Genomic DNA, 24961 nt, shown 5'->3' with positions numbered 1-24961 from the left:
CTGCTAGACCTCTTCTACGGAACTGGGCTCTGCACGAGACAGATCGATGCCCAGTTCTTCCGCAGCCGTGAAGACTGCGTCATCAGAGTCACGCATTTCAATTGTGGTCCCGTCCGTGGAAAGCACTTCCACGTTCAGGCACAGCGACTGCATTTCCTTGATCAAGACCTTGAAGGACTCAGGAACGCCCGGCTCCGGGATGTTCTCGCCCTTGACGATGGCTTCGTAGACCTTCACACGACCGTGGATATCATCGGACTTGATCGTGAGGAGTTCCTGGAGCGTGTAGGCGGCGCCATAGGCTTCGAGCGCCCACACTTCCATTTCACCGAAGCGCTGGCCACCGAACTGTGCCTTACCACCCAGCGGCTGCTGCGTGATCATGGAGTACGGGCCGGTGGAGCGCGCGTGGATCTTGTCGTCCACCAGGTGGTGGAGCTTCAGGATGTACATATAGCCGACCGAGATCGGATCCGGGAACGGCTCGCCGGAGCGGCCGTCAAAGAGCCGGGTCTTGCCTGAAGAGTTGATCAGGCGGACGCCGTCGCGGGTGACGTTGGTGGAGTCGAGGAGACCAGTGATTTCCTCTTCACGCGCGCCGTCGAAGACCGGCGTTGCAACAGTGGTGGAGCCACTCTCGCGCGGCAGGTTCGGCAGCTGCTTGACCCACTCGGGCTCGCCTTCAATCTTCCAGCCGGTCTTGGCAACCCAGCCGAGGTGCGTTTCCAGCACCTGACCGACGTTCATCCGGCCCGGAACACCCAGCGGGTTCAGGACGATATCAACGGGGGTACCGTCGGCAAGGAAGGGCATGTCCTCGATCGGAAGGATCTTGGAGATAACGCCCTTGTTGCCGTGCCGGCCGGCGAGCTTGTCGCCGTCGGTGATCTTACGCTTGGCAGCCACGTAGACGCGGACCAGCTGGTTGACGCCCGGGGGCAGCTCGTCGTCGTTGTCGCGGTCGAAGACGCGGACACCGATCACGGTTCCGGACTCGCCGTGCGGAACCTTCAGGGAGGTGTCGCGCACTTCGCGGGACTTTTCACCGAAGATGGCGCGCAGCAGGCGCTCTTCCGGGGTCAACTCGGTCTCGCCTTTCGGCGTGACCTTTCCGACCAGAATGTCGCCGGCTTCAACCTCGGCACCGATGTGGATGATGCCGCGCTCGTCCAAGCCCGCCAGGACTTCCTCGGACACGTTGGGGATGTCACGGGTGATTTCCTCGGCACCAAGCTTGGTGTCGCGGGCATCGATCTCGTGCTCCTCGATGTGGATGGAGGACAGGACGTCCTCGGCCACGATGCGCTGGGACAGGATGATGGCATCCTCGAAGTTGTGGCCTTCCCATGACATGAATGCCACCAGCAGGTTCTTTCCGAGGGCCAGTTCGCCCTGGTCCGTTGCCGGGCCGTCGGCGATGATGCCGCCGACCTCAAGGCGCTGGCCTTCGTTCACCAGGACACGGTTGTTGTAGCAGTTGCCCTGGTTGGAGCGGGCGAACTTGTTGATCCGGTAGTTGGTTTCCGTACCGTCGTCGTTGAGCATGATGACCAGCTCGGCGGAGACCTCGGTAACCACACCTGCCTTCTTCGCGATGGTGACGTCACCGGCGTCGACGGCGGCGGCGCGCTCCATGCCGGTACCGACGAACGGTGCCTCGGAACGGACCAGCGGCACGGCCTGGCGCTGCATGTTGGCACCCATGAGGGCGCGGTTTGCATCGTCATGCTCGAGGAACGGGATCAGGGCGGTAGCCACGGACACCATCTGGCGCGGGGAGACGTCCATGAACTCGACCTCGGCGGCGGGAACCAGCACAGGCTCGCCTCCACCACCACGGGCGCGGACCAGGACGGTCTCTTCGGCGAACTTCTTGTTCGCATCCAGCGGCGCGTTGGCCTGGGCAATCAGGACCTCGGCTTCGTCGTCGGCCGTGAGGTACTCCACCTCATCGGACACAACGCCCTCGGACACGAGACGGTAAGGAGTCTCGATGAAACCGAACGGGTTGATGCGTCCGTAGGAAGCCAGCGAACCGATCAGGCCAATGTTCGGGCCTTCAGGGGTTTCGATGGGGCACATACGTCCGTAGTGCGACGGGTGCACGTCGCGGACTTCCATGCCGGCACGGTCACGGGACAGACCACCCGGGCCAAGAGCCGACAGGCGGCGCTTGTGGGTCAGACCCGAGAGCGGGTTGTTCTGGTCCATGAACTGGGACAGCTGGGACGTTCCGAAGAACTCCTTGATGGCTGCCACGACGGGGCGGATGTTGATCAGCGTCTGCGGCGTGATGGCCTCGACGTCCTGGGTGGTCATCCGCTCGCGGACGACGCGCTCCATCCGGGACAGGCCGGTGCGGACCTGGTTCTCGATGAGCTCGCCGACGGCGCGGATGCGGCGGTTGCCGAAGTGGTCGATGTCATCGATCTCAACGCGCAGCTCGTGGTCCTGGCCGTCGCGCTTGCCCGTGAGGGTCTTCTCACCGGCGTGCAGCGCCACGAGGAACTTGATCATGGCAACGATGTCCTCAACGTGCAGGACGGACGCTTCCTTGTCACCAAGGGAACGGTCGATGCCGAGCTTGCGGTTGATCTTGTAACGGCCAACCTTCGCCAGGTCGTAGCGCTTTGAGTTGAAGTACAGGTTGTCCAGCAGTGACTGGGCAGCCTCGACCGTGGGCGGCTCGCCCGGTCGCAGCTTCCGGTAGATGTCCAGCAGCGCGTCTTCACGGGTCTCGGTGGCGTCCTTCTCCAGCGTCGCGCGCATGGAGTCGTACTGTCCGAACTCTTCGAGGATCTGGCCTTCGGTCCAGCCGAGGGCCTTCAGCAGTACCGTGACGGACTGCTTGCGCTTGCGGTCGAGGCGAACGCCGACTTGGTCGCGCTTGTCGATTTCGAGTTCGAACCAGGCGCCGCGGGACGGGATGATCTTCGCGGTGAAGATGTCCTTGTCGCTGGTCTTGTCCGCGGTGCGCTCAAAGTAGGCGCCCGGGGAACGGACCAGCTGGGAGACAACAACACGCTCGGTGCCGTTGACGACGAAGGTACCCTTTTCGGTCATCAGCGGGAAGTCACCCATGAACACGGTCTGCTGCTTGATTTCGCCCGTGTTGTTGTTCATGAACTCGGCCTTGACGTACAGCGGAGCCGAGTACGTGGCGTCCCGGTCCTTGCACTCGGCCATGGTGTACTTCGGATCAGCGAACTCCGGCTCGGAGAAGCTCAGGGACATGGTGCCCTGGAAATCCTCGATCGGGGAGATCTCTTCGAAGATGTCAGACAGACCCGAGGAGGTGGCGACGCTGAGGTCGCCTTCTTCGGTGGCCTTCGCCACGCGTGCCTGCCAGCGTTCGTTTCCGACCAGCCAGTCAAAGCTGTCCGTTTGCAGGGCAAGCAGATTCGGAACATCAAGAGGTTCGTGAATCTTTGCGAATGAGAGCCGGCGGGTTGCACCGTCGGTGCTGTCGGCATTGATAGCGGTAGCGTTGTTTACATTAGAGGTGCTCGAGGCGACCAAGAGGGATCCTTCCACAGACCTTCAGGCGTTTTCAGATCTTCCCCGCTATGTACCCTGCGGAGTGACTCCGCAGTGCTACCAGTCCGGTTCCGCTATATGACCCGGAACCCGGCACTGGCCATGGTGGTGCGCGTATAGACGGCACATCAATGGCGCAGCTGCCAGGCTAAGCCCACCGCTATATGAAGGCTGAAGGTAAACAGGGAAGACGCAAATATCTACAATACGGTAAAGCAACCTACTTGTCTACCCCACTTCCGGCGCGATTGCAAGCACCGGGCGCGGCCCCGGTCTTTCACTGAAGGACCGCTGAAGGACCGCCGGACGACGGCCGAAATGGCCAGGTGACGGGGCTCACGATAGCCTTGTCCTACCTCGCTACAGATCGGAAGAGACCTACCATGACCAGCCCCGCAGACAACAATGATGTTGTGATCCTCGCCGCCGCCCGCACCCCCCAGGGCCGCCTCAACGGGCAGCTGGCCAGCTTCACGGCCGTCGAACTCGGAGCCCATGCCATCCGGTCGGCCCTTGCCGCCAGTGGAGTGCCGGCGGAGCGGGTGGACGCGGTCATCATGGGCCAGGTCCTGCAGGCCGGCGCCGGGCAGAACCCCGCCCGGCAGGGCGCCATCGGCGCCGGCATCGGCTGGAATGTCCCCGCCGTGACCATCAACAAGGTCTGCCTTTCCGGTCTCACCGCCGTGATCGACGCGGCCAGGATGATCCGCAGCGGTGACGCCACCGTCGTCGTCGCCGGCGGCCAGGAGTCGATGACCCGTGCCCCGCACATCCTGCCGGGATCCCGGCAGGGCTGGACCTACGGTGCCATCCAGGCGCTCGACGTCGCCGCCCACGATGGTCTGACCGACGCCTTCGACGGGCAGTCCATGGGCCTGTCCACGGAGACCAAGAACTTCACTCTCGGTATCGACCGCACCTCGCAGGACGAGGTGGCGGCCATGTCACACCAGCGCGCCGCCCGGGCCGCCAAGGACGGGATCTTCGACGGCGAGATCGCCCCCATCAGCGTCAAGCAGCGCAGGGGGGAGCCGGTGGTTGTGGCCAAGGACGAGGGCCTCCGGCCCGACACCACGGTGGAGTCCCTCGCGGGCCTGCGGGCCGCGTTCGTCACGGACGGCACCATCACCGCCGGCAACTCCTCTCCGTTGTCCGACGGCGCCTCCGCCCTCGTGCTGTCCTCGCGGAAGTTCGCCGAAGACAACGGCCTGGAATACCTGGCGGTCGTCGGCAAGCCCGGGCAGGTTGCCGGGCCGGACAACTCACTGCACTCCCAGCCTTCGAACGCGATCACGAGCGCGCTGGGCAAGGCGGGCTGGTCCGCTGCCGACCTGGACTTCATCGAAATCAACGAGGCGTTCGGCTCCGTCGCCGTCCAGTCCCTCAAGGACCTCGACTACCCGCTGGAGAAATGCAACATCCACGGCGGCGCGATCGCCCTGGGCCACCCGATCGGCGCGTCCGGTGCCCGCCTGGCCCTGCACGCCGCGCACGAGCTGAAGCGGCGCGGCACGGGCAAGGCGGCCGTGTCCCTGTGCGGCGGCGGCGGTCAGGGCGAAGCCCTGCTGCTGTTCCGCGACTGATCCGCACGGCTCCCCCGGCCAACAAGAAACGCGGGGTCACATATGGCCCATCCCACCGGGTGGGATGGGCCATATGTGACCCCGCGTTGCTGTTGGGGGTGGGCCTATGGGGTTACTGACAGCGCCCGGCCGTCCACGGTGAGCCGCCAGTTGTTCTGGCTGAACACAGCCACCTCCAGGGTGCCGTGGTCCACGACGTAGTCGATGATGCGTTGCCGGATCTCCTGCTGGCTGTTGGAGAGCACCGGCGCCGTCTTCACGCCGGGGAAGTTGCCGCCGCCGCTCTGGCGGTAGTTGTTGATGGCCAGCGCAAACTCCTGGTCCGGCCGCAGGGCTGCGCCGCCGTACGTGAGATTGGCGATCCGCTCCCCCACCGGCCTGGCAAGGTCGATCTCGTAGTTCAGCGGCGCGTCCAGGCCGTAGACGACGTCGTAGTTGTAGTCCGGCGTTCCGCCCGGCGCCATTGCCGTGACGGCGTTGGTGACATCCGCGGCGCGGGCCGTGGCGGTGGACACCGGCTTGAAGTACCGGGCGGACCACTCCAGATAGGCCTTGACCTGGGCCCCGGTGACCTTGACGGACAGCAGGGTGTTGTCGAAGATGTAGAGCCCGGCCACGTCGCGGATGGTCAGCGGCCCGGCCTTGACATCCACCGCACGCGAGAACGCCGCCGCGATGGACAGCACGGGCAGGCCCGCGGCCGGCCCGCTGGCCAGCTCCGCCTTGATGGTGCTGGCCTGGACATAGTTGATGGCGTCGATCGCGGCAGAGTCCTCCCAGCAGGCGGTGGCGGTGCTGAGCGCACCTGTGGACGTGCCGATCACCTCGTTCACGTACTTCACCGTGGCCTCGTGCCCGGCCTGCACGGCGCGGACGACGGCGGGATCGGCGTCGGCCGTCCGGGCGTCAAGCAGGTGCGAGTGCGCGGCGGTGACAGACCAGGAGCCCTTCACCTTGGCCAGTTCGAGGTCCATGACGGAGACCCGCATGCCCCACTTGAGCGGTTCCGTCAGGAGCACCTGCTTGCCGGTGGCCTTGTTGGTCACGAAGCGTTCCGGAATCTCCTGGTGGGCGTGGCCCACCAGGATGGCGTCGATGCCGGGGACCTCTTCGGCGAGCTGCGTGGAAGCGTTCTCCGGGAACGGCAGGGCGTCACCGTAAGAGGAGCCCGGCGTCGCGCCTGAATGGCTGGAAATGATCACGACGTCGGCGCCGTCCGCCTTCATTTGCGGGATGACGATCCTGGCCTCCTCGACGATGCCGTTGAAGTCCAGCTTGCCCTGGACATTGTCACGGTCCCAGAGCGCACAGCCGGGGGTCACGAAGCCCACCAGGCCCACGGTCAGCCAGCCGTTGTCCGTCTTCACCCGCTTGAGGACGTAGGGGGTGAAGGCGCGCCGGCCGGTCACGGCGTCGTGGACGTTGGCACCGAGCAGCGGGAAGTCGAGCTGCTTTTCCCAGCTGCGCAACAGCGGGATGCCGTAGTTGAATTCATGGTTGCCGAGGCCGACGGCGTCGTAGCCCACGGCATTCATGGCCAGCGCCATGGGGTGCTTGACAGTTGCTGAGATGGGCGAGATTTTGGCGAAGTAGTAGGCCAGGGGCGTGCCCTGGATGGTGTCGCCGGCGTCGATGGTGAGGGTGTGCGCCGCACCACGCTCGGCCCGCATGGCCTTGATGAGGGTGGAGGCCTGGGCGATGCCGATCTTGTTCCCTGCGTTGTCCGCATAGGGCGCATTCTTGAAGTAGTCCCAGTTGAAGACGTTGTTGTGCAGGTCGGTGGTGCCGAGAATCGTCAGGGTGAACTGCTTCTTGCCGTTGGCCGGGACGCCGGGCGCGGCCTGGGCGGCGGGGGCCCCGGCCATGGTCGCGGCGGCGGCGCTGCCGCCCACAAGGGCCGCGCTGAGCATGGCGCGGCGGGAGAGCGAAGTATTGGGGTCTGTCATTGTGTGAACTCCTCAACGTTGGCGGCCTGTTGGCACAAAGCCAAAGTCTAGGGGGACGGCAGACCGTGGAATAGAGAGTTCGCAATCTTTTTTGCAAACTTCATAGGCTGTTGGTTTCTGCCCGGATACCGCCCGGGACGCAGAAAACCCCGTCCACCGGAGTGGACGGGGTTCCCGGAGCAGCGCAGGAAATGAACGTTCCCGTGCTGCCGGAACAGCGAGTTACTTGAGGGTAACGCGTGCGCCGGCTTCTTCGAGCTGAGCAACAGCCTTCTCGGCAGCTTCCTTGGTGACGCCTTCGAGGATGGCCTTCGGAGCGCTGTCAACAACGTCCTTGGCTTCCTTGAGGCCCAGGGAAGTGATTGCACGAACTTCCTTGATGACTGCAATCTTCTTGTCGCCCGGGTGCTCCAGGATGACGTCGAATGCGGTCTGCTCTTCTTCTTCGGCGGGGCCACCGGCAGCGGGGCCAGCAACTGCAACAGCAGCGGCCGTAACTTCGAAGGTCTCTTCGAAGAGCTTTACGAACTCAGAGAGCTCGATGATGGTCAGTTCCTTGAAAGCTTCAATGAGCTCTTCGTTGGTGAGCTTCGCCATGGTGTGGCGTCCTTCCTATAGTGGTGTTCGGCGGCCTGGGGCCATGCCTTCACACCGGAGTCTGGTTTAGAGAGTTAGTTCTCTTCGGGGGCTGCGGCAGAAGCGGGAGCTTCAGCCTCTACTGCTGCATCTGCTGCGGGTGCCTCAGCCGGAGCTTCAGCGTCGGCCGGGGCTTCTTCAGCGGCGGGTGCTTCGGCTTCTGCCGGGGCACCGTTCTCTTCTTCAAGCTTGAGGCGCAGTGCGTCGATGATGCGAACAGCGGCGGCAGCAGGAGCCTTGAGGATGCCTGCAACCTTGGCGAGCTGCAGCTCGCGGGACTCGAGTGCTGCCAGGGCAGCAACTTCGCTGGCGTTCAGTGCCTTGCCCTCGAAGTAGCCGGTTTTGATAACCAGCTGCTTGTTGGTCTTGGCAAAATCCGTCAGGCTCTTGGCAGCGGCAACTGCGTCACCCTTGATGAACGCAATTGCAGTGGGGCCGGCGAGCTGGCCGTCGAATGCTTCGACACCGGCTTCCTTGGCTGCAATGGCGGTCAGGGTGTTCTTGACGACCGAGAACTTGGTGTCCTGGCCGAGAGAGACACGCAGCTGCTTGAGCTGTGCAACGGTGAGCCCGCGGTATTCGGTCAGGACAGCGGCGTTCGATTCCTTGAAATCGTTAGTGATCTCAGCTACTGCTGAAACCTTGCTAGGCGTTGCCATAACCCTCCTTCCGGGGATAGTGCCGGTGTTTCCGGGTCCCCGCTCAACAGAGCTAAAACAAAAAAACGCCCCGCGCAGATGCACGGGGCTTGTCACGACGCGGTCCATGACCGCGGAGCTTCGCTTCGTTCACCTGCGCCGGCCGCCCTATGTTCAGGGTCCTTCGTCCGGAGATCCACTGGCTCTCCCCGGCGCGACTGCAGAAGTGAGTCTTGCTTGGGAGAGTGGATGTCCAACAACCGACGGTCTTTGGTCCCCCCAGCCTACGGGACACCGTGCGCCTGCTCCAAATCGGCCAGACCAGGGGCCCGACCCAGGGTCAGGGTCAGGGTCAGGGTCAGCTGACCCTGGGCCCGAAGTCCGGCAGCTCCTTCTGCCAGATGCCGGTCACGCCCGCCGTCGTGAACCCGAGCTGCTGGTTGACCTTGAGCAGATAGCGGTTCTCCGGGGCGTTCCAGGTGTAAAGCACCCGGGCGCCCGGGAACTGCTCGGTGAGCCGCTCCATATTGGCGACCTTCATCAGCAGGCCCAACTTGTTGCCGCGATGGGCCTGGAGCATCACCGTGTCGTCCTGGAATACGACGTCGGGGCGCAGCGCGAGGACGCTGATGGTGGTCAGGCCAACGAGCAATCCGCTGTTGAGGTCTTCGACGGCGGTCACCACCGTCCGGCGTCCCTGCGCGATGGCGACCTCTTCGGCCTGGCGCAGGATGCCGCCGTCGAGCACCATCTCCGGGTCCTCGACCCCCGGCACGCCGTCCTCGCCGGCGCTGTTTTCCAGCGTCGCGACGGCCTCAAGCCACTGGTCCGGGCAGCGGTCCGTCCAGTGGTGCAGGCGGTAACGGCCGCCGTTGGCCTCCGCGGCCTCGGCCGCCAGCTCGACGACGAGTCTGCTGTCCAGGGGAAGCCGGCAGGCACTGAACTGTTCGATGTGCTGCAACGTGTAGCCGGTGTGCCGGGCGAACTCCACCTCGCGGCTGCCCAGCGGGACGAAGCCAGTTCCGCTCCCGGGCACCAGCTGGCCGGACTCGCTGTCGCTGAGTGACGCCCCCGGATGGTTCGTGTCAATCAGGATCGTGTGCCGGCCTTCGTCGCGGGCGAAGTGCTCGGCGGCCTCGAGCAGTTGCCGGCCGACGCCCCGGCGCTGGAACTCGGGCAGGATATCGAGGGTGAATTCCGCGAGGTCGAGGTTGTCCGCGAGGGGCAGCGCGATGTGGACGGTCCCGACAATCTCACCGCCGATCCTGGCCACAAGGATCACCTGGCGTTCGTACGGGTCCGCCATCTCGAGGAGCTTTTCCCCCGGAGCATACGCGAGGTCGTCGCTCCCCCAGGTCTGCATCCGCACCTTGCGGCCGACTTCGACGGCGGCAACGAAGTCCGCGGCGTCCGGCCCGTCCAGGGAATCGGGAATCCACAGCTGTTCAATCCGCACATCGCTTGACATAGAGGGCATCATCCCCGCCGTTCTGCCATCCACTACGGGTAACGGAAACCCGGCTTTGGCCGGGCTTTCAAGCGACAGCATATGCCTGTTTACGCCGCCGATCCATCGGCCGGTCGGCCCGTCCGGGGTTACGCCGTCAGCGCCCGCTGCCATTCGCCGTCGTACCCCGCGGGCCGGAAGCCGAGCGCGACGTTGATGGCCAGCATATGGTCGTTTTCCGCGGCGTTGTAGGTGACCACCCGTTCCACCGCGGGGTACTCGGAGCGGAGCCGGCGGAGGTTGCGGAGCTTGACCAGCATGCCGAGGCGGTGGCCCCGGTGGCCGGCGGCCACCAGGGTGTCGTCCTGGTCGGCCAGCCACGGTTTCGACGGCGTCAGCTGCAGTACCGAGTAGGCAGCCAGTTCGCCGCTGCCGCGGTGCCGGGCGGCCGCAACGAGGGCGGTCAGGCCGGCCCGCTGCCAAGTGTCCTCGACGTGGCGGACCCGCGCCACGTCCCACTGTTCCGGGTCATAGCTCAGCTCTCCGGTGGGCGCGTCGGTGCTCATCCGCGACATCAGGACCGCGAGCTGCCCCGCCGCCTCCTCCGGGCAGCTGCCCGTCCAGGCCAGAAGTTCGTACTCCGGCCCCGCTTTGGCCAGGGCCTCGCCCTCCAGCGGATCCCACGCGGCGTCATGTTCCCGCAAATCCAGTGCGCTGAAGCGCTCCACCTGCTCAAGGCGGTAGCCCGCCTCCACCGCGAAGCGGACGCCCCGGGCCGCAGCGGGCAGAGCGCCGGTTCCGGTGGCCGGCCGGACCAGACCGGGCCCATCGACGTCGAAGTCGGCAGGGTGTTCGGTGAAGCTCTGCAGGATAGTGCGGCCATCCGCGGCGGCCAGCCCTTCTGCATGCCGGAGCAGGGCCAGGCCGATCCCACGCCCGCGGAACTCCGCCAGGACCTGGACATGGATCAGGGAGCTGCCCAGGTTTTCCTGGAGTTCGCAGCGCACCCAGGACCGAGCCACCATCCGCCCGTTCTGGCGTACGAAGAAGATCCTCATCCGCCTGTAGGCATCGTCCCGCCAGAACTGCAACCGTGCAGCGGGCGGGGTAGCCCGGTCAAGGCTGCCCCAGATTTCGAGCGTGAGGGCATCGCACAGCTCCCCGAGGTCCCGGAAGTCGCCGGAGTCAGGTGCGTCAAGGGCGGCCGGGAGGACGAGCGGTTCTATGAGGTACGGCGCTGTAGTCACCGGCACAGCCTAACCGGGCGCCGGAATGCGGAAAAGACCGCCCCGCGGATGCGGGGCGGTCTTTTCTGTGGCCTGCAGTACGACTGGTGAGGATTAGACCTCGGTCAGGACCTTGGTGACGTTGGGGTCAACCGAGATGCCCGGGCCAAACGTGGTGGCGACAGTGGCCTTCTGGATGTAGCGGCCCTTGGAAGCGGAGGGCTTGAGGCGAAGAACCTCTTCCAGAGCGGCTGCGTAGTTCTCGGCCAGCTTCAGGGCGTCGAACGAAACCTTGCCGATGATGAAGTGCAGGTTCGAGTGCTTGTCGACGCGGAAGTCGATCTTGCCACCCTTGATGTCGTTGACAGCCTTGGCGACGTCGGCGGTCACGGTGCCCGTCTTCGGGTTCGGCATCAGGTTACGCGGACCCAGGACCTTTCCGAGGCGGCCAACCTTGCCCATGAGGTCGGGGGTGGCGACGGCGGCGTCGAAGTCGGTCCAGCCGGCTGCGATCTTTTCGATCAGGTCATCGGAACCGACGAAGTCGGCACCGGCAGCGATTGCTGCTTCGGCCTTGACGCCCGTTGCGAAGACGAGGACGCGGGCGGTCTTACCGGTGCCGTGGGGCAGGATCACGGTGCCGCGAACCATCTGGTCGGCCTTACGCGGGTCAACGCCCAAGCGGAAAGCGACCTCAACGGTGGCGTCGAACTTGGACGGGTTGCTGTCCTTGGCCAGCGTCACTGCCTCGAACGGCGCGTAGAACTTCTCCGCGTCGATCTTGGCTGCGGCTGCCTCATATGCTTTGCTGCGCTTTGCCATGCTGCTCATTCTCCTTGTGCAGTTGTGGTCTGCGGACCGCGCTGGGCCCTGCCACAGTCGGGATTTCGGCCGGTTTATCCGTGCCGGGTTTCCAACATTTTCAATGATTGGGTGGTGCCGGTTGCCCGGCGGTGCTGACCGGCGTCGTGATCGGTTTCCCGAACCCGGCGCCTCAGCGGTGGGGAATTAACCCTCGACGGTGATACCCATGGAACGGGCGGTGCCGGCGATGATCTTCGCGGCGCCTTCGAGGCTCGTGGCGTTGAGGTCTTCCATCTTGGTGGTGGCGATCTCGTTGACCTGCGCCTGCGTCAGCTTGGCAACCTTGACGGTGTGCGGGGTCGGTGAACCCTTGGCAACGCCTGCAGCTTTCTTGATGAGCTCCGCAGCCGGCGGGGTCTTGGTGATGAACGTGAACGAGCGGTCCTCGTAAACCGTGATTTCAACCGGAATAACGTTGCCGCGCTGGGCTTCCGTCGCAGCGTTGTACGCCTTGCAGAATTCCATGATGTTGACACCGTGCTGGCCAAGCGCAGGACCGATCGGCGGGGCCGGGTTAGCGGCACCTGCCTGGATCTGCAGCTTGATGAGGCCGGTGACCTTCTTCTTGGGAGCCAATGTAGGTCCTTCTTTCAAATACGTCCTGGGACACAGGAGCGTGCCTCAGCTTGGTGGCCGCCATGGCGAGGCGGCCTGCCGCTCCGTGGCTGCTAAGCAGGCAGCCCGGGGCGAATTCTTTGCGGAAAACTAGATCTTGCTGACCTGGTTGAATGCCAGCGTCACGGGGGTCTCGCGTTCGAAGATGGAGACCAGCACCACGAGGGTCTGGGAATCCACCTTGATCTCGGAGATCGTGGCCGGAAGGGTCTCGAACGGGCCCTCCTTGACGATGACAGACTCGCCCACCTCGAAGTCGACGTCGATCTGCGCGGCAGCGTGCTTGATGGGCTTGCCCTTCTCGGCCTGCTCTTCTTCGAAGACCGGGGCGAGCATGGAGAAGACCTCGTCGAGGCGCAGCGGAACCGGGTTGTGGGCGTTGCCCACGAATCCGGTCACACCGGGGGTGTGGCGGACGGCACCCCAGGAGGCATCCGTCAGGTCCATGCGGACCAGAACGTAGCCGGGGATGCGGACGCGGTTGATCACCTTGCGCTGAGCGTTCTTGATCTCAACGACTTCCTCCATCGGGACCTGGATTTCGAAGATGTACTCTTCCATGTCCAGGGTCTGGATTCGGGTCTCAAGGTTGGCCTTGACGCGGTTTTCGTAGCCGGCGTAGGAGTGGATGACGAACCAGTCACCTTCCTGGCGGCGCAGCCTGGCCTTGAACTCATCGGCCGGATCAACCTCGGCGGCGGCGGCCGCAGCGGCCAGCGCGTCGTCGGACGCTTCGCCTTCCCCGGCATCGGATGCATCGCCTTCAGCGTCCGCATTTTCTGCAGCTTCAGCGTCGGTGGACTCTTCGGCTACGGCGTCGGACTCTTCGTCTGTCCCGGCGGCTTCGCCGGCTACAGCCTCGTCAGCGACGTCGGATTCGGGCGCAGCAGACACGGCCTGGGACTCATCCCCGGCGTCCACCGCGGCGTCCTGGCTCTTATCCAGCTCAGTCTCAGTTACCTCGAGCTCCTGCTCAGACACTTGGTCTCCTGCTTCCTCATTGCCTAACATGCCTATTTAAATGACTCAATTCCGCACACCCCGCAGAGCCTCCGGTATACCGGGGAAATCCACGCAGTCTGCGGACCGGCCGCCTTAGCGGTCCGTGGGGCCAGTGCCGCCGAAGACCCAGCTCACTCCGGTCCCGAAGGCCAGGTCCAGCAGGGTGACGATGATCATCATGATGACCACGAATACCAGCACCACCAGCGTGTAGTTGATCAGTTCTTTACGCGTCGGTGCGACGACCTTCTTCAGTTCGCCGATGACCTGGCGGACGAAGAGCGCAATTCGAGCGAAGAAGCCTGCCTTTTTGGCGGCATTCTTGATGGGGCGGCCTTTGGAGCTGCTGGCAGCTGTTTCGGTCACCTGGTCCCTCACTCATCCTCGCAATGTCGGATTCCCGGCTCTGAACTGAACCATGGTTGCTGCGCTTGCTCCGGAGTGCCCGGAACAGCTTGCGCAGGGCAGACAGGACTCGAACCTGCAACCTGCGGTTTTGGAGACCGCTGCGCTACCAATTGCGCCACTACCCTAAGGATCGAAAAACCATTCCGGCCGCTTGATCCCCAGAATTCTCTGAGGCGCAGGCCATCATCGTGTTTTCAACACCGGAAATATAGTCTACGCAACAACTGCGCCCACGTCGAACCGGCCTCACCCTGCCCCCTTGGCACGCCGCGGAAAGCCGCTGACTGCCTGCAGTCTCATTTCCACGCCGTCACCCCGGACGATCCGCTGTACGGCATAGAGTAGATTTCGTCGAATCCCACAACCAGCCTTCCGGCTGTAAGCGAAGAATGGACCTGTTATGCCTGCCGCCCGCATTTCACAGCGCATTTCCGCCATAGCCGAATCCGCCACCTTGGCTGTTGATGCCAAGGCGAAGGCGCTGAAGGCGGCCGGCCGCCCGGTCATCGGTTTCGGCGCCGGCGAACCGGACTTTCCAACTCCCGGGTACATCGTGCAGGCCGCCATCGAGGCCGCCGGCCAGCCCAAATACCACCGCTACTCCCCTGCCGGGGGACTGCCGGAGCTGAAGCAGGCCATCGCGGACAAGACCTTCCGGGATTCCGGCTACAAAGCCGGGGCATCGCAGGTTCTCGTCACCAACGGCGGCAAGCAGGCCGTGTACAACACCTTCGCCACGCTGCTCGATCCGGGCGACGAGGTCATCGTCCCCACACCGTTCTGGACCACTTATCCGGAGGCCATCCGGCTCGCCGGCGGCGTACCAGTCGAGGTGTTCGCCGGACCGGAACAGGACTACCTTGTCACCGTCAAACAGCTCGACGCCGCCCTGACGGACCGCACTAAGATCCTGCTCTTCGTCTCCCCGTCCAACCCCACCGGTGCCGTCTACCCGCCGGAACAAGTCAAGGAGATCGGCCGGTGGGCCGCCGCCAAGGGCCTGTGGGTGGTCACCGATGAGATCTACGAGCACCTGACCTACGACGGCGTGCCCTTCACCTCAATCGCCACCGCCGTCCCCGAGCTGGGCGACAAGGTGGTTATCCTCAACGGTGTCGCCAAGACCTATGCCATGACCGGCTGGCGCGTGGGCTGGATGATCGGCCCGGCCGACGTCATCAAGGCCGCCACGAACCTGCAGTCGCATGCCACCTCCAACGTCTCCAACATTCCGCAGATGGCCGCCCTGGCCGCCGTGTCCGGCCCGCTGACCGCCGTCGATGAGATGAAGCTCGCCTTCGACCGTCGCCGCAAGGCGATCGTGGCCGGCCTGAATGCCATCGAAGGCCTTGAATGCCCGACGCCGAAGGGCGCCTTCTACGTCTACGCCGACGTCCGCGCCCTGCTGGGCAAGGAATTCCCGTCCGCAAACGGCCCGGTCCGGCCCTCGACGTCGGCCGAGCTGGCCACCCTGATTCTGGACGAGATCGAGGTGGCCGTGGTTCCGGGCGAGGCGTTCGGCCCCTCCGGCTACCTCCGCCTGTCCTACGCCCTCGGCGACGAAGACCTGGCCACCGGCGTCGCCCGCCTGCAGGACTTCCTGGGCAAGGCCACATAACCCGACAACCCCGATGCGCTAGCACTTATGGTCCTTAAGCCTGCCCCAAAGGGACCAAAAGTGATAGCGCATCCCTAGTCAGAGGAGGCGGCGTTCGGCGGCCCAGCGGGTGAGTTCGTGCCGGCTGGAGAGCTGGAGTTTGCGCAGCACCGCCGAGACGTGGGTTTCGACCGTCTTGATCGAAATGAACAGCTCTTTCGCGACCTCCTTGTAGCTGTAGCCGCGGGCAATAAGCCGCATCACCTCGAGCTCACGGGCGGAGAGGCGGTCCAGTTCGTCGTCGGCGATGTCCGCGGGCGCGGTGCCGAACGCGTCCAGCACAAAACCTGCCAGCCGGGGCGAAAAGACGGCGTCTCCTCCGGCCACACGGCGCACTGCGTTGGAAATTTCCGCCCCGGAAATGGTCTTGGTGACATAGCCGCGGGCCCCGGCCCGGATCACGGATACAACATCTTCGGCGGCGTCGGAGACGCTGAGGGCAAGGAACCGGGTGCTGCCCAGCAGCGGCACCGAACCGGCCAGCACCTCGCGCCCGCCGCCGCCGAGCCCGCCGGGCAGGTGCACGTCCAGCAGGACGACGTCGGGGCGCACGGCGGCGATGACCGCGATGGCCTCTTCGACCGTTCCGGCCTCCCCCGCGACGACGATGCTGGGATCGAGATCGGATTTCAGGCCTGACCGGAAGATGGCGTGGTCATCCACGATCACCACCCGGATCCCGGGGGCCGGGCTCCCTGCTTCTGCGTGATTCACACTCTTGCCTCTCCGTTGTCGGCGCCGGCCGTGTTGGCGGCAGCGGTGGTATGGTCCGCGGCCAGCGGCAGCCGCAGGCGCACCTCGGTGCCGTCCGGGCCGCTGGTGATAGCCGCGGTGCCGCCGTGCCGGCTCATCCGGCCGACGATCGATTCGCGGACGCCGAACCGGTCCGGGGGGACGGTGTCCGGATCGAAGCCGGGGCCGCGGTCCTTGACGAATACTTCAGCGGCGTCGTCGGTGACTTCCAGGTACACGGACACCGCGCCTCCGCCGTGACGCGCTGCATTCAGCATGGCCTCGCGGGCGGCCTGGACCAGGGTCTCGCGGCGGTCGGTCATGGCGCCGTCGCCCACGCTCACCACTTCGACAGCGTGGCCGAGCGAGTCCTCGACTTCCGCGGCCGCGGCCCTGATGCGTTCGGAGAGCTGGCCCGCCTCCTTGCCCGGGTCCCGGTACAGCCAGCCTCTCAGCTCGCGTTCCTGCGCACGGGCCAGGCGGACGACGTCGTGCTCGTTGCCGGCACGCCGCTGGATCAGGGCCAGGGTCTGGAGAACCGAGTCGTGCAGGTGGGCGGCAATCTCGGCCCGTTCGGTGGCGCGGACGCGGCCGGCGCGCTCGGTCTCCAGATCACGCCAGAACTTCAGCCCCCAGGGGAGCAGCACCAGGGCCACGCCTCCCAGCACCGCCACGGAGGACAGCAAGGCCAGCCAGGTCTGCTCCCAGGACCCCGAACCCGACACCATCACGAGCACGCCGGCCACCACCAGCGCCAGCCCGGCCGCCAGCCGGGCCCAGCCGCCGGCCTGATCGGCCTTGGTCTTGTCCACAAGCCCCGCCCGCCGGGTTTCGTCCAGTTGCATCCAGGCGATGGCGGCGCCGCCGAGGATCGCCGCCACCGGGATGAGGGTGCCCAGCGGGATGTCGAATCCCAGCAACCGGGCGATCAGGATCCCGGCGGCCAGGAGCAGACCCGCGCCGAGCAGGATCTCCTTGCCGTACCTCACGCCGCTGACCCGGCTCCGCCAGGACTCCGTGGCGGCCGCCAGCTCCGGTGCGGCAGGCTGCTCCGGTGCAGCCGGGCCTGGCCGCACCGGGACCCGCGGCGCTGGGGCCGGCGGCTGGGGCGCCGGGGTGGAGGGTGCGGGAAAGCCCGAATATGGTGCGCTCACTGCAGGGGCGATGGGCGACGCCGGCCGGCGGGCGTCGCGCTTGGCGCTTTCATCGGCGGTGGGGACCATAATCCAGAACCAGGCGTAGAGCACGACGCCGGCGCCGCCGGCGAGTGCAGCGACCACCATGGCGATCCGGACCATCCGGACCGGCCAGCCCAGATGATTGGCGAGGCCGGCGCAGACGCCGGCAATCACACGGTCGCCGCCGCGGACCAGCGGCGGGCGGGATACGGCGGTTGTCATGGATCAATCCAAGCACGGATCAGGGTTCCCCGGACCGGTCTACGGCTCTAACCGGGGGCGGCTCAGGGACAGTTCAGGGTGTTCCCCAGTAGAACGGAACCGCCACCGACGGCAGGATCGAAGTATGAATCCGCACACTCCGCACCCCGATGAAAGCAACGACCCCTCCGGCAGCCCGGCAGGGCAGCCCGGTGGACAGACCGGTGGACAGACCGGTGGACAGACCGGTGGGCAATCCGTCGCCGAGCCGGACGGACCCGGGGCGCCTCTGCCGCCTTACTACGGACCCACCCCTCCGCCTGCCGGGGCACAGCCGCAGAATTTCTTCGACTGGATCCGCAGCCACGGCATCTACCGCGGACGCGAGCGCTGGATCGGCGGCGTCGCGAGCGGCATCGCCCAGCGGCTCGGCATCGACCCCCTGATTGTCCGCGGCATCCTGATTGTCCTGACGATCTTCGCGGGCGTCGGCGTACTCCTCTACGGCATCGCCTGGGCGCTGCTGCCCGAACCCGACGGACGCATCCATGTCCAGGAAGCCGCCGCCGGCCGGTGGACCTCAGGAATGACCGGCGCCCTGATCACCACGATCATCGGCCTTCCCAGCCTGGGCAGCGGAGTCTGGGGCTGGGACCGCTACGGCTTCGGCGGCTTCGTCTGGACCGTGTTCTGGGTAGGCGGCGCCATCTACCTCGCCTACTACCTGACCCAACGCAAGAAGACCCGGAACGGAACAGCCGCCATGTCCACCCCGGCGAGCCATGGCCAGACCAGCAGCACGCTGCCGGCTTATGGCGCGTCCGGGTATGACTATTCCACCGTGCCCGGCCCGGCGTGGGGCGCACCCCTGCCGTCCGGACCCACGCTCCCGCCAGGCGGCGGCTACCGTCCCGTCCCCGGCGGGGGTCCCGTCCCGCCGGGTCCGGTAACGCCGGCCAAAGCCCGCAACCTTGGCCCCGGCGCGCCCGCCGTGGCAGTCACGGCCGGAATCGCGCTCCTGGTGGGCGGCGGCATCAAGGCGCTCGACGCCGCCGGCGTAGTCAACCTCGGCGATTCAAGTAACGCCGTGGTCTGGGCGGGCGGGGCGGCCGTCCTGGGACTCGGGATCCTCGTCGCCGGGCTCAGGGGACGCACCTCGGGAATCCTCGGATTCTTCGCTGCGGTGGCCCTGATCATCGGAGGAATCTTCAACGTTGTCCCGAACGGCGACAGGTTCCGCTTCCAGAACGCCGACTGGTCTCCGGCCAGCATCGAGCAGGCCCGGGACGGGTTCGAGCTCACCGGCGGCACCGGGACGGCGGATCTGAGGACGTTGGCTCTCAACCCGCCGCTGGGCACCGACGTCGTGGTCCCCATCGACGCCACCGCCAGCAATCTCACCGTGCTCATCCCGGACACCGTTCCCGTACAGATCCAGGCAGACATGACAATGGGCAACCTCAACGAGGGCGGCCGGAGCCAGGGCGGGATGACTACCCGGCAAAGCGACTACAACACAGGCATGCCGGGGGCCCGGCTGATCCTCAAGATCTCCGGCACCGCCAGCAACGTGACCATCCAGGAAGGGAACTGACATGAGCAGCTTTGACGAACCGACAGGCAAGTCGACAGGCAAGTCGACTCCCGGCGCCGGCGAATCGACGGTCAGCGGGCCGGCCGCTCCCCTGCAGTCCGGGGACCCGGAACCGCGGGAGGACTCCCCGGCCCGCGTGGGAACCGTCGTCTGGGGGCTGATCGTGCTGGCCCTCGCCGCACTGGTCATCATCTCCCGGCTAGGCCTGGTCGCCCTGAACGGAACCTATGTGCTGATCGGCCTGATGATCGGCGCCGGGGCAGCACTCGTGATCGGCGGGCTCCTCTCGGCCCGCGGACGTGACAAAGAGTCGTCGACAAGGAAGTCTTGAACCATGGATAAATTCTTCAGCACCGTCAGGGGCCTCGGCCTGAAACGTGGTCCGCAACGCTGGTTGGGTGGTGTCTGCGGCGGCATCGCCGCCCGGCTGAACGTCGATGTGGCGTTCGTCCGGATCGCCTTCCTGTTGCTCTCCCTGCTCCCCGGACCCGCGTTTGTGGCCTACCTCGCAGCCTGGCTGCTCCTCCCGGACCAGCGGAACGCAATAGTCCTCCAGTCCTTCCTGGACAAGCGCTCCCCCCGGCTCTGAGGCCCGTCCGCGAAGCGCACCCACCGGGCCCGGCCCATCAGCAAAAACGAGGTGCCCCCGCCGCTCAGACGGGGGCACTTGGTGCTGTAACCATTTGTGTCCTTCCCCACATCCCCCACTAGACTCTTGGTGAGCTCAGAGTGGCGCTCTGCCTGTACCCCTTCGAACCAGGATTTGAGCCGAGTCATGAAAATTGGAATTCTCACCAGCGGCGGAGACTGCCCCGGGCTGAACGCCGTCATCCGCGGCTCCGTCCTCAAGGGCATCGCCGTTCACGGCCACGAATTCGTCGGGTTCCTGGACGGCTGGCGCGGCGTCGTCGAGGGCGACATCGTCGAGATCCCCCGCGCCATGGTCCGCGGCATCGCTAAGCAGGGCGGCACCATCCTTGGCACCTCCCGCACCAACCCGTTCGAAAACAACGGCGGCCCCGAGGTCATCAAGGCCAATATGGACCGGCTCGGCATCGACGCCATCATCGCGATCGGCGGCGAGGGCACCCTCGCCGCAGCCAAGCGCCTCACCGACGCCGGCCTCAGGATCGTCGGCGTCCCCAAGACGGTCGACAACGACCTCGATGCCACCGACTACACGTTCGGATTCGACACCGCCGTGGAGATCGCCACCGAGGCAATCGACCGCCTGCGCACCACCGGAGAGTCCCACCACCGCTGCATGATCGCCGAGGTTATGGGCCGGCACGTGGGCTGGATCGCGCTGCACGCGGGCATGGCCTCCGGCGCGCACGCCATCCTGATTCCCGAGCAGAAAGCCTCGATGGACCAGATCGCGGAGTGGGTCCTCTCGGCCCGCGACCGTGGCCGCGCTCCCCTCGTCGTCGTGGCGGAAGGCTTCGTCCCCGACGGCAAGGAAACGCCGCACTCCGAACGCGGCCTGGACACCTTCGGCCGGCCCCGGCTCGGCGGCATCAGCGAACGGCTCGCCCCCGAGCTGGAGGCCATGACAGGCATCGAGACCCGCGCCACCGTGCTCGGCCACATCCAGCGCGGCGGGGTTCCGACGGCTTTCGACCGGGTGCTGGCCACCCGCCTCGGCATGGCCGCCATCGACTCCGTGGTGGAAGGGCGCTGGGGCACCATGGTGTCCCTCAACGGCACGGACATCGTCCATGTGGGGTTCGAGGCGGCCCTGGGCAACCTGAAGACCGTCCCGCAGCACCGCTACGACGAAGCCGCAGTCCTCTTCGGCTGAGCCGACGTCGAGTGCCCGGGCGCCCGACGCAAGTGCCCAGCCGCCGCCGCCGGTGCACGGGAAGGGGGCGTGGGTAGGGTTGAGTCATGACTCTTGAGCCAGGTTCCGCCGACATCGTCCAGCTCGCCTGGGCCCGCCGCCTGGGGTTCGACGACGGCGCGTTTGCCGCCGCCGCGGGCGAACGCCTCACGCGGGCCGACGACGCGGCCCGTGCCGTCCAGTTTGTCCGCCTGTTCGGCAACTCCGCCCTGGTGGGTCCGCAGTGGGCCCTGGATGCCGCCGCCGGGCTGGCCGACGAGGAGCTCGCGCAGCATGTCACGCTGTTGACCATCACCCGCAGCCATGGCGGGCACGGGCTTGGCGGCGCCGCACTGTTCTTCGCTGACGATCTGCCCTTGCGGCAGCCGTCGGAGGAGTTGACCGTCTCGCACGGAAACCCTGAAGCGTTCCAGCTGGAAGCGGCCTGCCCGCCGGATGACGTCAACGAAGTCGGTCTCTCGGAGCTTGAGCACCGCTTCACCATCATGCATGTGGACGACGGCCGCCGGTCACCCGTCGCATGCGCGGCCTACACCGAGTGGGAAGGCATCCTGGCGCACATGGGCGTGCTGGTCGCACCCGAGTGGCGGCGCCGCGGGGTGGGATCGCTGGCTGTCTCCATCGCGGCCCACGAGGCCCTCGCCTCCGGCCTGACCCTGCAGTGGCGTGCCGAAGTCAGCAACAAGGGCTCATTGGCCATCGCCCGGAGCCTGGGCTTTACCGCCGGCGGCATCCAGACCAGCGTGCTGCTGGGCTGAACGGGCGCCGGCTGACGCCGCCGGCACCGGGCCCGGAGCGCCCCAGCCGTGCACCGGCTGCGGCTTGGTGAAGAACAAGGCCACCGCGGCGCCCAGCAGGATAACCGCGGCGGGCAGCAGGATGGACTGGCCCATCGCCGTCGAGAAGCCCGCACGCAAGGGCTCGGGCAGGGTGCCGCCGAACAACATCGGACCGGCCCCTCCGGATCCCCCCGGAGCCGCGGGGAGCTCCGCCGCTAGGCGCGCCTGGATCAGCACGGCGATCGCGGCGCTGCCAAGGACCGCCCCGATTTGCCGGGTGGTGTTGTAGACGCCGGCACCGGCGCCGGCCTGCCGGGGCGGCAGGTTCCGGGTGGCGGTTGTGCTCAGCGGCGCCCAGATGCCGGCGTTGGCGAATCCCAGGACCGCACTCGGCAGCAGGAACAACCAGATTTGCGTGTCCGGGTGCATGAGGGCGGCATTCCAGAAAAGCGCCACGGACATAAGGACCAGGCCGGTGGCGGTGATGAACTTTGGGTTGACCCGGTCGATGATCTTGCCCACCAAGGGGGCGAGTCCTCCCGAGATCACCGCCATGGGCACCATCATGAGCGCGGATTGGGTAGGCGTCAGGCCGCGGACGATCTGGTAGTAGAAGATCAGCGGCAGGCTGAAGGCCGTCACCGTGAAGCCGACCGTGGTGATGCCGATGTTGGCGAGCGAGAAGTTGCGGTCCTTGAACAGGGACAGCGGCAGCAGGGGTTCGCCCTTGTTGAACCGCTGCCACACCACAAAGACGGTGAGCACGGCGGTCCCGGCGATGATAAGCCCCCAGACGGTGATGGGGCCGGTGATGGTGCCCCAGTCATAGGTCTCGCCTTCCTGGATGCCGAACACCAGCAGGAAGAGCCCGACGGCGCTGAGCAGCACGCCGGGGATGTCGAACTTGTGCGGGTGGGTACTGAGCGCGGGCACGAAGCGCAGGGCCAGAATAAACCCGACGATTCCCACCGGGACGTTGATGAAGAAGATCCATTCCCAGCCGAGCGCGTCGACGAGTACGCCGCCGAGGATCGGCCCGACGAGGGTGGCAACGCCGGCGGTGGCGCCCCAGATACCCATGGCGGCGCCTCGCCGGTCCGGCGCGAAGATCCGGGTGATGACGGCCATGGTCTGGGGCGTCATCATGGCCGCGCCAAAGCCCTGGAGCACCCGGGCCGCGATAAGGGTCTGGACGTCGCCGGACAGCCCGCACCAGAGCGAGGCCAGGGTGAAGACCACGAGCCCCGTCAGGTACAGCTTTTTCGGGCCGAAGCGGTCTCCCAGCCGGCCGGTGATCAGCAACGGGACCGCGTAGGCCAGCAGGTAGGCGCTGGTCACCCAGATCACCGAGTTGATGTCCGTGTCCAGGCCCTCCATGATCCTGGGGTTGGCCACCGAGACGATGGTGGTGTCGACCAGGATCATAAAGAATCCGATCACCAGGGACCAGAGTGCCGGCCACGGCCTTGCTACGTTCTCCATCCGGTTCCTTTGGGTGAGCGTCTTGCCGTGGTTGTGGCGGAAAGAGTCAGCCGAGCAGGGCGAGGATATCCTTGCGCTCGAACATCCGGGCCGACGCCCGCGCGGAAGGGGTCCCGGCGTCGGGATCGGCACCCGCCGCCACGAGCACCTGCACAACCTCCGGATAGCCCTTGAACACGGCGCCGGCGAGTGGTGTCTGGCCGCGGTCGTTGGCGGTGTTGGCGTCGCCGCCGTGCTGCAGAATCAGCCGGACGGTGCCTGCATGGCCGTGGTAGGCGGCGAGCATAAGCAGCGTGTCGCCGGCGTCGTTGGTCAGTGTGGCAGGCACGCCCGCGGCGAGGTAGCCGCCGAGGAGCGCAGAGTTCCCCTCACGCGCCGCGTCAAAGAGCCGATGGGCCAGCGCCAGCGTCTCGTCATCCGGCGCTGTGCCCGACGCTGTGCCGGCCGCTGCGACGTCGCCGGTCATCGCGGTCCCCGCAGGAATCCGGTCTGGCGCCCCACGACCTGGCCGGCGTCGGGGGCCACAATGACTTCCTGCGCTGCGGTGTACGGCTCCTCGCCGTCGAGCACGGTCAGTACTTGGTCCGGGGCGACGGACCGTTTGACGACGGCCAGGGCCACCGGGCCCATCTCGTAGTGCTGCGCCACGGAGGTCACGGCGCCCACCAGGCGGCCCCCGACGCGGACCTCGCTGCCGACGGCGGGCATCGTGTGCTGGGAGCCGTCGAGCTGGAGGAACACGAGCCGGCGCGGCGGGTGGCCCAGGTTGTGGACGCGCGCCACGGTTTCCTGACCCTTGTAGCAGCCCTTGTTCAGGTGCACGGCCGTGCGGAGCAGGTCGAGTTCGTGCGGGATGGTCTTGTCGTCCGTCTCGGCGCCCCAGCGGGGCCGCCATGCAGCGATCCGCAGCGCCTCGGCAGCCCAGACGCCGGCCAGCGGCCGGTCGCCCACCGTGGCTTCGAGGTCGGCCGCCGGGATGAGGTATTCGAACCAGGGCCGTTCGATCCCCGGGTGGGACTCCTCGGCTACGACGGCGTAGGAGTAGCCGCCGGCGCCGACGTGCGGCCAGGGATCTTCCCAGACCTGAAGCGCGGACCATTCCGGAGTCAGCCGGGTGGAGCCGAGTACCGCCCAGTCATCCGTCACGTCACTGATTTCGACCCGGAGCATGAACTTCATCTTGTTCAGCCACTCTGCCAGCGGGGCGGCTTCGGCGGCCTCGACGATCAGCCAGGTGGTCTCGCCGTCGTCCACCACACCGGCGTCGAACTCGATCCGGCCCTGCACGCTCAGCAGGAGCAGCTCGGTGGACCGGCCCGGGACCAGATCGGTGAGCTGCTGGGAGGACAGGGTGTTGAGCCAGCTCAGCCGGTCTGGCCCGCTCACGGTGACCAGACCGCGGTGGGACAGATCGACGACGGCGGTGCCGGCGGCCAGCGCCCGCTGCTCACGGAGCGGCTCGCCGTAGTGGGAGGCGACGCCGGCGTCAGCGCCTCCGGCTTCGACGGCACCCGGGCGCGACAGCAGGGGGCTCTTGATTGTCATATTCAAGGGAACATCCTTTGGTCAGGGTGTATTCCGGTTTCGGCTGGCACG

At 66.3% G+C, this 24961-nt stretch carries 22 protein-coding genes and 1 tRNA gene; 7 read left to right on the top strand and 16 right to left on the bottom strand.

The window, feature by feature from the left end:
• Positions 1-3: 3 nt before the first annotated feature.
• Positions 4-3519 carry a DNA-directed RNA polymerase subunit beta gene (gene rpoB, locus AC50X6_RS02980; protein WP_326966691.1) on the bottom strand — a complete coding sequence of 1172 codons (3516 nt, stop codon included), beginning with the start codon at positions 3517-3519 and terminating at the stop codon, positions 4-6.
• Positions 3520-3920: 401 nt separating this feature from the next.
• Here rpoB and AC50X6_RS02975 point away from each other — a divergent pair, with 401 nt between their 5' ends.
• Positions 3921-5120 (top strand): acetyl-CoA C-acetyltransferase, encoded by a 1200-nt coding sequence (locus AC50X6_RS02975; protein WP_326966690.1) that lies wholly within the window; start codon positions 3921-3923, stop codon positions 5118-5120.
• A gap of 104 nt (positions 5121-5224) precedes the next feature.
• On the opposite strand, the gene AC50X6_RS02970 is transcribed toward AC50X6_RS02975, so the two are convergent.
• From AC50X6_RS02970 to AC50X6_RS02925, 10 genes are all read right to left on the bottom strand, one after another.
• Positions 5225-7066, bottom strand: coding sequence for a bifunctional metallophosphatase/5'-nucleotidase (locus AC50X6_RS02970; protein ID WP_494964827.1), 1842 nt, complete (start codon positions 7064-7066; stop codon positions 5225-5227).
• 222 nt (positions 7067-7288) lie between these two features.
• Positions 7289-7663: a 50S ribosomal protein L7/L12 gene (gene rplL, locus AC50X6_RS02965; RefSeq protein WP_301226786.1), complete on the bottom strand. Its 375-nt coding sequence runs from the start codon at positions 7661-7663 to the stop codon at positions 7289-7291.
• Positions 7664-7737: 74 nt separating this feature from the next.
• A complete protein-coding gene (rplJ, locus tag AC50X6_RS02960; protein ID WP_494964826.1) occupies positions 7738-8361 on the bottom strand; it encodes a 50S ribosomal protein L10 in 624 nt (207 codons plus the stop codon).
• A 337-nt stretch (positions 8362-8698) separates the two neighbouring features.
• Entirely contained in the window at positions 8699-9808 is a 1110-nt protein-coding gene (locus AC50X6_RS02955; protein ID WP_494964825.1) for a GNAT family N-acetyltransferase, read from the bottom strand.
• 128 nt (positions 9809-9936) lie between these two features.
• Positions 9937-11034 carry a GNAT family N-acetyltransferase gene (locus AC50X6_RS02950; protein WP_494964824.1) on the bottom strand — a complete coding sequence of 366 codons (1098 nt, stop codon included), beginning with the start codon at positions 11032-11034 and terminating at the stop codon, positions 9937-9939.
• A gap of 93 nt (positions 11035-11127) precedes the next feature.
• A complete protein-coding gene (rplA, locus tag AC50X6_RS02945) occupies positions 11128-11835 on the bottom strand; it encodes a 50S ribosomal protein L1 (RefSeq protein WP_326966684.1) in 708 nt (235 codons plus the stop codon).
• Positions 11836-12021: 186 nt separating this feature from the next.
• The gene (rplK, locus tag AC50X6_RS02940; RefSeq protein WP_024365990.1) at positions 12022-12453 is read right to left on the bottom strand and encodes a 50S ribosomal protein L11; all 432 of its coding nucleotides are present in this window, start codon (positions 12451-12453) and stop codon (positions 12022-12024) included.
• A 129-nt stretch (positions 12454-12582) separates the two neighbouring features.
• Positions 12583-13473, bottom strand: a complete 891-nt coding sequence (nusG, locus tag AC50X6_RS02935; RefSeq protein ID WP_494964823.1) for a transcription termination/antitermination protein NusG — start codon at positions 13471-13473, stop codon at positions 12583-12585.
• 114 nt (positions 13474-13587) lie between these two features.
• Positions 13588-13860: a preprotein translocase subunit SecE gene (secE, locus tag AC50X6_RS02930; protein WP_494964822.1), complete on the bottom strand. Its 273-nt coding sequence runs from the start codon at positions 13858-13860 to the stop codon at positions 13588-13590.
• Between the two features lie 94 nt (positions 13861-13954).
• A tRNA-Trp gene (locus tag AC50X6_RS02925) sits at positions 13955-14027 on the bottom strand.
• A 275-nt stretch (positions 14028-14302) separates the two neighbouring features.
• Between AC50X6_RS02925 and AC50X6_RS02920 the strand changes: the two genes are divergently transcribed.
• On the top strand, positions 14303-15520 hold the full coding sequence (locus AC50X6_RS02920; protein ID WP_494964821.1) for a pyridoxal phosphate-dependent aminotransferase: 1218 nt from the start codon (positions 14303-14305) through the stop codon (positions 15518-15520).
• A 78-nt stretch (positions 15521-15598) separates the two neighbouring features.
• Here the strand turns inward: AC50X6_RS02920 and AC50X6_RS02915 are convergent, their stop codons facing one another.
• Together AC50X6_RS02915 and AC50X6_RS02910 are read right to left on the bottom strand one after the other, a co-directional pair.
• A complete protein-coding gene (locus tag AC50X6_RS02915; protein ID WP_494964820.1) occupies positions 15599-16273 on the bottom strand; it encodes a LuxR C-terminal-related transcriptional regulator in 675 nt (224 codons plus the stop codon).
• Positions 16270-17691, bottom strand: coding sequence for an ATP-binding protein (locus AC50X6_RS02910; protein WP_494964819.1), 1422 nt, complete (start codon positions 17689-17691; stop codon positions 16270-16272). Before AC50X6_RS02910 ends, AC50X6_RS02915 begins: the two co-directional genes overlap by 4 nt.
• A 124-nt stretch (positions 17692-17815) precedes the next feature.
• On the opposite strand from AC50X6_RS02910, the gene AC50X6_RS02905 reads away from it, so the two are divergent.
• The 5 genes from AC50X6_RS02905 to AC50X6_RS02885 all read left to right on the top strand — a co-directional run bounded on the left by AC50X6_RS02905 (position 17816) and on the right by AC50X6_RS02885 (position 21862).
• A complete protein-coding gene (locus AC50X6_RS02905; RefSeq protein WP_494964818.1) occupies positions 17816-19264 on the top strand; it encodes a PspC domain-containing protein in 1449 nt (482 codons plus the stop codon).
• Position 19265: 1 nt separating this feature from the next.
• The gene (locus AC50X6_RS02900; RefSeq protein WP_494964817.1) at positions 19266-19595 is read left to right on the top strand and encodes a hypothetical protein; all 330 of its coding nucleotides are present in this window, start codon (positions 19266-19268) and stop codon (positions 19593-19595) included.
• 3 nt (positions 19596-19598) lie between these two features.
• Complete coding sequence (locus AC50X6_RS02895) at positions 19599-19853, top strand: PspC domain-containing protein (RefSeq protein WP_494964816.1); 255 nt, start codon at positions 19599-19601, stop codon at positions 19851-19853.
• 186 nt (positions 19854-20039) lie between these two features.
• Positions 20040-21065 carry a 6-phosphofructokinase gene (locus tag AC50X6_RS02890; RefSeq protein ID WP_494964815.1) on the top strand — a complete coding sequence of 342 codons (1026 nt, stop codon included), beginning with the start codon at positions 20040-20042 and terminating at the stop codon, positions 21063-21065.
• An 86-nt stretch (positions 21066-21151) separates the two neighbouring features.
• Positions 21152-21862, top strand: coding sequence for a GNAT family N-acetyltransferase (locus AC50X6_RS02885; protein WP_494964814.1), 711 nt, complete (start codon positions 21152-21154; stop codon positions 21860-21862).
• On the opposite strand, the gene AC50X6_RS02880 is transcribed toward AC50X6_RS02885, so the two are convergent.
• The 3 genes from AC50X6_RS02880 to ygfZ are packed head-to-tail and all read right to left on the bottom strand — an operon-like array spanning position 21794 to position 24910.
• Positions 21794-23365 carry a DHA2 family efflux MFS transporter permease subunit gene (locus AC50X6_RS02880; RefSeq protein WP_494964813.1) on the bottom strand — a complete coding sequence of 524 codons (1572 nt, stop codon included), beginning with the start codon at positions 23363-23365 and terminating at the stop codon, positions 21794-21796. The genes AC50X6_RS02885 and AC50X6_RS02880 overlap by 69 nt on opposite strands.
• Before the next feature lie 46 nt (positions 23366-23411).
• Positions 23412-23831 (bottom strand): ankyrin repeat domain-containing protein, encoded by a 420-nt coding sequence (locus AC50X6_RS02875; RefSeq protein WP_494964812.1) that lies wholly within the window; start codon positions 23829-23831, stop codon positions 23412-23414.
• Positions 23828-24910 (bottom strand): CAF17-like 4Fe-4S cluster assembly/insertion protein YgfZ, encoded by a 1083-nt coding sequence (gene ygfZ, locus AC50X6_RS02870; RefSeq protein WP_494964923.1) that lies wholly within the window; start codon positions 24908-24910, stop codon positions 23828-23830. Before ygfZ ends, AC50X6_RS02875 begins: the two co-directional genes overlap by 4 nt.
• Positions 24911-24961: the final 51 nt, after the last annotated feature.

It is taken from the genome of Pseudarthrobacter sp. HLT1-7 (genome assembly GCF_059383435.1).
The sequence above is the reverse complement of the archived record's forward strand: the minus strand, read 5'-3'. Positions and strand labels throughout refer to the sequence as shown.

Bases quoted from the DNA above. Each gene is read 5' to 3' on its own strand.
- AC50X6_RS02975 (WP_326966690.1), top strand. From the start codon at position 3,921: ATGACCAGCCCCGCAGACAACAATGATGTTGTGATCCTCGCCGCCGCC.
- AC50X6_RS02970 (WP_494964827.1), bottom strand. From the start codon at position 7,066: ATGACAGACCCCAATACTTCGCTCTCCCGCCGCGCCATGCTCAGCGCG.
- rplL (WP_301226786.1), bottom strand. From the start codon at position 7,663: ATGGCGAAGCTCACCAACGAAGAGCTCATTGAAGCTTTCAAGGAACTG.
- rplJ (WP_494964826.1), bottom strand. From the start codon at position 8,361: ATGGCAACGCCTAGCAAGGTTTCAGCAGTAGCTGAGATCACTAACGAT.
- AC50X6_RS02955 (WP_494964825.1), bottom strand. From the start codon at position 9,808: ATGTCAAGCGATGTGCGGATTGAACAGCTGTGGATTCCCGATTCCCTG.
- rplA (WP_326966684.1), bottom strand. From the start codon at position 11,835: ATGGCAAAGCGCAGCAAAGCATATGAGGCAGCCGCAGCCAAGATCGAC.
- AC50X6_RS02920 (WP_494964821.1), top strand. From the start codon at position 14,303: ATGCCTGCCGCCCGCATTTCACAGCGCATTTCCGCCATAGCCGAATCC.
- AC50X6_RS02910 (WP_494964819.1), bottom strand. From the start codon at position 17,691: ATGACAACCGCCGTATCCCGCCCGCCGCTGGTCCGCGGCGGCGACCGT.
- AC50X6_RS02905 (WP_494964818.1), top strand. From the start codon at position 17,816: ATGAATCCGCACACTCCGCACCCCGATGAAAGCAACGACCCCTCCGGC.
- AC50X6_RS02900 (WP_494964817.1), top strand. From the start codon at position 19,266: ATGAGCAGCTTTGACGAACCGACAGGCAAGTCGACAGGCAAGTCGACT.
- AC50X6_RS02895 (WP_494964816.1), top strand. From the start codon at position 19,599: ATGGATAAATTCTTCAGCACCGTCAGGGGCCTCGGCCTGAAACGTGGT.
- AC50X6_RS02890 (WP_494964815.1), top strand. From the start codon at position 20,040: ATGAAAATTGGAATTCTCACCAGCGGCGGAGACTGCCCCGGGCTGAAC.
- AC50X6_RS02885 (WP_494964814.1), top strand. From the start codon at position 21,152: ATGACTCTTGAGCCAGGTTCCGCCGACATCGTCCAGCTCGCCTGGGCC.
- AC50X6_RS02880 (WP_494964813.1), bottom strand. From the start codon at position 23,365: ATGGAGAACGTAGCAAGGCCGTGGCCGGCACTCTGGTCCCTGGTGATC.
- AC50X6_RS02875 (WP_494964812.1), bottom strand. From the start codon at position 23,831: ATGACCGGCGACGTCGCAGCGGCCGGCACAGCGTCGGGCACAGCGCCG.
- ygfZ (WP_494964923.1), bottom strand. From the start codon at position 24,910: ATGACAATCAAGAGCCCCCTGCTGTCGCGCCCGGGTGCCGTCGAAGCC.